5 protein-coding genes are annotated in these 6,427 nt (G+C 61.2%); 2 read left to right on the top strand and 3 right to left on the bottom strand.

The features are described 5' to 3' along the window. Positions 1-347: 347 nt before the first annotated feature. Positions 348-794, bottom strand: coding sequence for an SRPBCC family protein (locus AC4FWB_RS15360; RefSeq protein ID WP_491026995.1), 447 nt, complete (start codon positions 792-794; stop codon positions 348-350). Positions 795-944: 150 nt separating this feature from the next. On the opposite strand from AC4FWB_RS15360, the gene AC4FWB_RS15355 reads away from it, so the two are divergent. Then, positions 945-2,750 (top strand): IlvD/Edd family dehydratase, encoded by a 1,806-nt coding sequence (locus tag AC4FWB_RS15355; protein ID WP_491026994.1) that lies wholly within the window; start codon positions 945-947, stop codon positions 2,748-2,750. Positions 2,751-2,859: 109 nt separating this feature from the next. Here AC4FWB_RS15355 and AC4FWB_RS15350 read toward each other — a convergent pair whose 3' ends face one another. After that, positions 2,860-3,999 carry a Fic family protein gene (locus AC4FWB_RS15350; protein ID WP_491026992.1) on the bottom strand — a complete coding sequence of 380 codons (1,140 nt, stop codon included), beginning with the start codon at positions 3,997-3,999 and terminating at the stop codon, positions 2,860-2,862. Positions 4,000-4,197: 198 nt separating this feature from the next. Here AC4FWB_RS15350 and AC4FWB_RS15345 point away from each other — a divergent pair, with 198 nt between their 5' ends. Then, the gene (locus AC4FWB_RS15345; protein WP_491026990.1) at positions 4,198-4,596 is read left to right on the top strand and encodes a hypothetical protein; all 399 of its coding nucleotides are present in this window, start codon (positions 4,198-4,200) and stop codon (positions 4,594-4,596) included. 145 nt (positions 4,597-4,741) lie between these two features. On the opposite strand, the gene AC4FWB_RS15340 is transcribed toward AC4FWB_RS15345, so the two are convergent. Next, a complete protein-coding gene (locus AC4FWB_RS15340) occupies positions 4,742-6,331 on the bottom strand; it encodes a trimethylamine methyltransferase family protein (protein ID WP_491026989.1) in 1,590 nt (529 codons plus the stop codon). Positions 6,332-6,427 lie beyond the last annotated feature (96 nt).

The following is a 6,427-nucleotide window of genomic DNA, read 5'->3' as shown; positions in this document are numbered from 1 at the left end:
AGCACCGCCGCAAAGGCCACGAACAAAAGCTCCGGCAACGGATGCTGCGCGGTCAAGTCCCGCGGGTCCGGAACCTCGCCAAATACATCCAGAAACACCATGCCGACCTCCGATCATCCAGAGGTCCCTCAGAATCCATTTCGATAACCGCCGCAAGAGTCCAATTCTACTCATGTGCGATTCCCCTGCCCCTGAGGGGAGGGTGGCCCGAAGGGCCGGGTGGGGTCCGCGGCGACGCGCGCGACTCTTTTCTTCGAAAAACGCAGCAGTTCCGAAATAAGGCCGAGGCAGCCGAGGCGACCCCTCCCGCCGCGCTTCGCGCGGCACCCTCCTCTCAAGGGGGAGGGTTAAGCCAGCTTCTTTCCAAATGTCGAGAAAAACTGCCCGGCGAGCTTCTTCGAGGTCGATTCGATCAGCCGGCTGCCGAGCTGCGCGATCTTGCCGCCGACCTCGGCCTTGGCGGCGTATTTCAAAACTGTCGTGTCCGCGCCGTCGGCAGTCAAGGTGACATCGGCGCCGCCCTTGGCGAAACCGGCAATGCCGCCCTTGCCTTCGCCCTGGATCGTGTAGGAGTGCGGCGGCTTGAGGTTCTTCAGCGTGACCTCGCCGTTGAAGGTCGCCTTGATCGGACCGATCTTCAGCACCACCGTCGCGGCCATCTCGGTATTGGATTTCTTTTCCAGGCTCTTGCAGCCGGGGATGGCGTCCTTGAGGATATCCGGGTCATTGAGGGCTTCCCACACTTTCTCGACGGGTGCGGCGATCCGCTCCTCGCCTTCGATCACCAAAGCCATCAAGACCTCCCGGGTTGCTGATGCCGATTGGTCCTAGCGCGCAGCCCTTTATCTGTCTATCGCACCAAAGTGCGGGGTCGCGGCGCTCGAACCTCTTGCTTGCATGAGCGCGTTGTCATATCGATTTGTCATACAAATACGGAGACCACGATGGCAGGCGCCCCCACCAAGAAGAAGAAATTTCGCTCGCAGGAGTGGTTCGACAATCCCGATAATCCGGGCATGACGGCGCTCTATCTCGAGCGCTACCTCAATTACGGACTGACGCGCGCCGAGCTGATGTCGGGCAAGCCGCTGATCGGCATCGCGCAGACGGGCTCCGACCTCTCGCCCTGCAACCGGCATCACCTCGAGCTCGCCAAGCGCGTGCGCGAAGGCATCGTGTCGATGGGCGGCATCCCCTTCGAGTTTCCGTGCCACCCGATCCAGGAGACCGGCAAGCGCCCGACTGCGGCGCTCGACCGCAACCTCGCCTATCTCAGCCTCGTCGAGGTGCTCTACGGCTATCCGCTCGACGGTGTCGTGCTCACCATCGGCTGCGACAAGACAACGCCGGCGCTTTTGATGGCGGCGGCCACCGTCAACATCCCGGCCATCGCGCTTTCGGTCGGCCCGATGCTCAACGGCTGGCACAAGGGCAAGCGCACGGGTTCCGGCACCATCGTCTGGGAGTCGCGCCAGCGCCTGTCGGCCGGCGAGATCAACTATGACGAGTTCATGGACATCGTCGCCTCCTCGGCGCCGTCGACCGGCTATTGCAACACCATGGGCACCGCCACCACGATGAATTCGCTTGCAGAGGCGCTCGGCATGCAGCTGCCCGGTTCGGCCGCCATCCCCGCGCCCTATCGCGAACGCGGCCAGATCGCCTACGAGACCGGAAAACGCATCGTCGACATGGTGCATGAGGACCTGAAGCCCTCAGACATCATGACCCGCAAAGCCTTCGAGAACGCCATCGTCGTCAATTCGGCGATCGGCGGCTCGACCAACGCACCGATCCACCTCAACGCGATTGCCCGTCATCTCGGCGTGCCGCTCGACAATGACGACTGGCAGAATGTCGGCCTCAACGTGCCGCTCCTGGTCAATCTGCAGCCGACCGGCGAGTATCTCGGCGAGGACTACCACCACGCCGGCGGCGTCCCGGCGGTGGTGGCCGAGCTGATGAAGGGTGGGCTATTGCCGCATCCGGATGCGATCACCGCCAACGGCAAGACGATGGGCGAAAACTGCCGCGATGCCGCCAACGAGAACCGCGAAGTGATCCGCGGCGTCGACAAGCCGCTCAAGGCCAATGCCGGCTTCATCAACCTCAAGGGCAATCTGTTCGATTCCGCCATCATGAAGACCAGCGGCATCTCGCCGGAATTCCGCGAGCGCTATCTCTCCAACCCGAACGACCCGGAGGCGTTCGAAGGCAACGCCATGGTCTTCGACGGGCCGGAGGATTACCACGCCCGCATCGACGATCCGGCGCAAGGCATCGACGAGCACACCATCCTGTTCATGCGCGGCGCCGGCCCTGTCGGCTATCCGGGCGGCGCCGAGGTGGTCAACATGCAGCCGCCGGCCTACCTCATCAAGAAGGGCATCCATTCGCTGGCCTGCATCGGCGACGGCCGCCAGTCCGGCACCTCCGGCTCGCCGTCGATCCTCAACGCCTCGCCGGAAGCCGCCATCGGCGGCGGCTTGGCGCTGCTCAAGACCGGCGACCGCGTCCGCATCGACCTCAGGAAGGGTACCGCCAACATCCTCGTCAGCGACGAGGAGATCGCCAGTCGGCGGGCGGCGCTGCAGGGCAATGGCGGCTATCACTATCCCAAGCACCAGACGCCGTGGCAGGAGATCCAGCGCGGCATGGTCGACCAGTTCTCGGCCGGCATGGTGTTGAAGCCGGCGGTGAAATACCAGGATGTGGCGCACACCAGCGGCGTGCCGCGCGACAACCACTGAACCTGTAGTCGGCTAAATAATGAGGGCGGCTTGCCGACGGTAGGCCGCCCTTTTCTAATGCCCTTGTTTCATCTCAACGGAACGCACAGATAAGTTCGACCTTGGCAGCCTAGGCCCGGACCAACTCCAGCAAGGGCTCAAACGAGTAAAGAGCAGCGCGGCGGCCGGCCGACTCCTCCAGCGTGTTGAGGAATCCCTTTTCAACCAAAGAGCGGGCGAACTTGTGCGCCGTGGGCGCTGGAATACCTGACTTTGCCGTGAAGATGTTGTTCCTAAAGACTGGCCGCGAGAAAAGGAAATCTAAGGCGGTCGTGCTCCATTGAGAGGCCAAGGTATCCCTAAATTCGAGCTTCAAACGTTCGTACAAGCTTCTGATCTGTTCGGCTTTTGCAAGGTTCTCGTTAGCTTGAGTTTCGAGCGCTTTAAGAAAGAACAACACCCAATCCGTCCATTCTCCCGATTTCGACACCTCGCGCATTCTATCAATATATTCATTGCGATTATTTTCAAAGAAATTACTTACGTAGAAGTGAGGCTCAGAAACAACTTTGTAGTGCCAAAGCATAAGTGTAATTAACATTCGCCCTACGCGACCATTGCCATCCTTGAAGGGATGGAGCGCTTCGAATTCCAAATGTGCAAGCGCTGTTCTGATAAGAATCTGCACTTTTTCATCGTTAATGAAGTCAAAAAGCCTATCCATTCCTGGATCAAGCTGCTCAGGATTAATAGGTATAAAGAAAACCTTACGCTTTGTTCTGCCAGCTAGATAGTTCTGTTCGGTTTTAAGTTCGCCAGGAGACTGACTTGCGCCGCGGCCAAATCCCAAGAGCACCTTGTGCGCGTTCCGTAGCAGCAGGCTAGAGATTGGATGCCCGTCTTGCACGCTAGCCTGCGCAAGCTTCATCGCTCGCCCATACAAGAAGACCTCGATCGCCTCGCTTCGGTAGTTGCGAGCGTCGGCACCATCACCTTCCTCGCGGTCGGCCTCGTAACGTAGCACTTCATCTAGCGTGCTAACCGTTCCTTCCATCCGAGAGGAGACAACAGCTTCCTGGCTCCTAAGAGGGGCCAAAAGGATTTCACTGTTGTGCATCCCCTTTAGCATCTGATCGTAGCGAGCGAGGGCCGCGACGGCATCTGCAATGGGAGAGATCAGGCGTTCATATGCCAGTTGCGTCGGAGGAAATTGCCCGTAGTGGTATCCGACAGCTTCCGAAAAATCGAGGTTCTGCGGCGGTTTGCCCATCTTGTCTCTCAGCGTCGGCTCGGTTTGATAGTCAACGGCGCTTGAATGGCATATATGAGAGAGTACCGGCTTTGTCTATCGTCAAAAGGCAATTTTGATAGCCAAGGGAGGTTGCCTATCACCCAATATAATCAAATCCCGTTGACTCTCAGAGACTCGTCAATCCGAGATACAAGTGATTCTAGGGGAGAGATTATCATGGCGAAACGGCGTTCTGCCCTGGGCTTTCTCGGCATGTTCGGCCGCTCCGGCGACTTGCGCCAGCTCGACGACGCATTGCGCAGGGCCGATCTGCATCCAGCTTTGGTGCCCGAGGGCGTAAAGCTCACCATCGTCAATTTGATGAACGACCGCTGGCCGGACGAGCCGCCGCCTAATGCTTATGCATCCGTGGCGCAACTCTGCGGCTACTGCATTGCCGGTCCGGAGGTCTTCGAACAGGCCAACGGCAGGGAACGCACGCTGGAAGCCGAGCGCCGCATCGAGGCCGCGCTCGAAGCCGGCGACAGCTTCGATGCGCAGATCGTGCTGATGACGCTGCATGCGAAGCTGATCAACGCCGAAGTCGTCGAGCGCTACGGGTTGAGCGCGGAATAAAGTAAGATGCGTTGAGATTAAGGCCAGGCCGAGTCGAAAACGGTGGTTTCCGAGAACCGGAGCGGAGCGTACTTAAAGTACGTGAGCACCGGAAGCGCAGGAAGCCGCCGTTTGCAGACCGGCCTCACCTTAATCTCAACGCATCTTAGCCGCCCATCTTGTTGCGCGGCAACTTGATCATCTCGCCGAAGCGGGCGCGCAGCTTGTCGTCGACCAGCCGCGACACGTGGCGCGGAAAACGCTCGGCCAGCACGCGCTTCTTCTCGGCGATCGCTCGCTGCAGGATGTCGGGCCGGCCTTTCTCGTTCCACTCCTTCGGCGAGAAGCGGTCGCCGACGGCGGGATAGAAATATTCGGTCTGCATCAGCCTCAGCGTCTGCTCGTTGCCGAGATAGTGGCCCGGCCCCTTCAGGCAGACATCGGCGATGGTGTCGATCGACAGCGCCTCGTCGGTCACCTCGATGCCGCGCACGCAGCGCAGGCAGTGGCCGAGCATGTCGTTGTCGATGATCAGGCTTTCGAGGCAGAAGCCGAGCAGCGAGGCATGCATGCCGGCCGATTCGTAGACAAGGTTGAGGCCCGAGAGGCCCGCCATCACATTGGTGATGCCCTTTTCGTAGCCGGACTGGATGTCGGGCAGCTTCGAGTCCGTCATGCCGGCGGCCGAGCCGCCCGGCAGGTCGTAATATTGCGCCATCTGCGCGCAGGCGGCGGTCAGCACCGACTGCTCGGCCGAGCCGCCCGACATGGCGCCGGTCCTGAGATCGGAGACGAACGGCCAGGTGCCAAAGATCGCCGGATGGCCGGGTTTTATCGCGTTGACATAGACCAGGCCCATCAGCACTTCCGCCACCGCCTGCACGACTGCGCCGGCAATCGCGGCGGGCGCCGTGGCGCCGGCTTGGCCGGCCGACAGGAGCAGGATCGGGATGCCGCCCTCGACGCAGGCTTCGAGCACGCCGCAGGCGTCCTCGGCGAACTTCATCGGCGGCACGACGAAGCAGTTCGAATTGGACACGAACGGCCGCGCCCGGAAATTCTCCTCGCCGCCGGCGATCGCATAGAGCATGTCCAGCGCCGGCTTGACGTTCTCGCGCACCGTGAACGAGGTGCCGACATGCTTGGACGTTCCCATCACGCAGGCATAGAGCGTGTTGAAGTCCATCTCGAGCGGATCGGGGATGTCGCGCGGCACCATGGTGCGCTGGAAGAAATGGATATTGTCGAGCCCGTCGACGAGACGGGCGGCGTCATAGATGTCCTGCAGCTGCGATTCGCGATATTCGCGCTTCTCGACATCGACCAGATGCACCGCAGCACCCGCCGTGCCGTAATGCACGCGCTTGCCCTGGATCACCATGTCGTGCTTGGGGTCCTGGCCATGAAGCGTGAAGTGGCGCGCGGCTTTCTTGATCGTGTCGAGCACCAGTGCGCGCGGCAGGCGGACACGCCCGTCATCGCCATAGGTCGCGCCGACCCGGGTCAGCGCCTCGATGCAGGAGGGGATGGCGTTGGCGAAGCCGACCGTCTCCAGCAGCGTCAGCACCGCCTCGTGGATGCGCTCCCGGTCGTTCTGGCTCAATGGCCCGTAGCTGCCGCCTTCGAGGCCGGGCCGCACCGGACGGATGTCGTCCGCGAGCGGCGCAGCCCGCATCGCGCGGCGCGCTTCGCGCCCGCCGGACCGCCGCGAACGCTGGTCCGACGACGCTTCCTGCTTCTCGAGAGCCACTGACATGGAAAGCACTCCACCTTTGTTTTTTCAGGGCAGGGTGCGTGGCGGTTGGTCCACCATCGGCCTGCCTCGTCCCCTTTGTGCCTCGACTATGCCGCC

Source organism: Mesorhizobium sp. LEGMi-168a, assembly GCF_058312955.1.
Note: the sequence above shows the minus strand (reverse complement) of the source record. Positions and strands in the feature narration are given on the sequence as shown.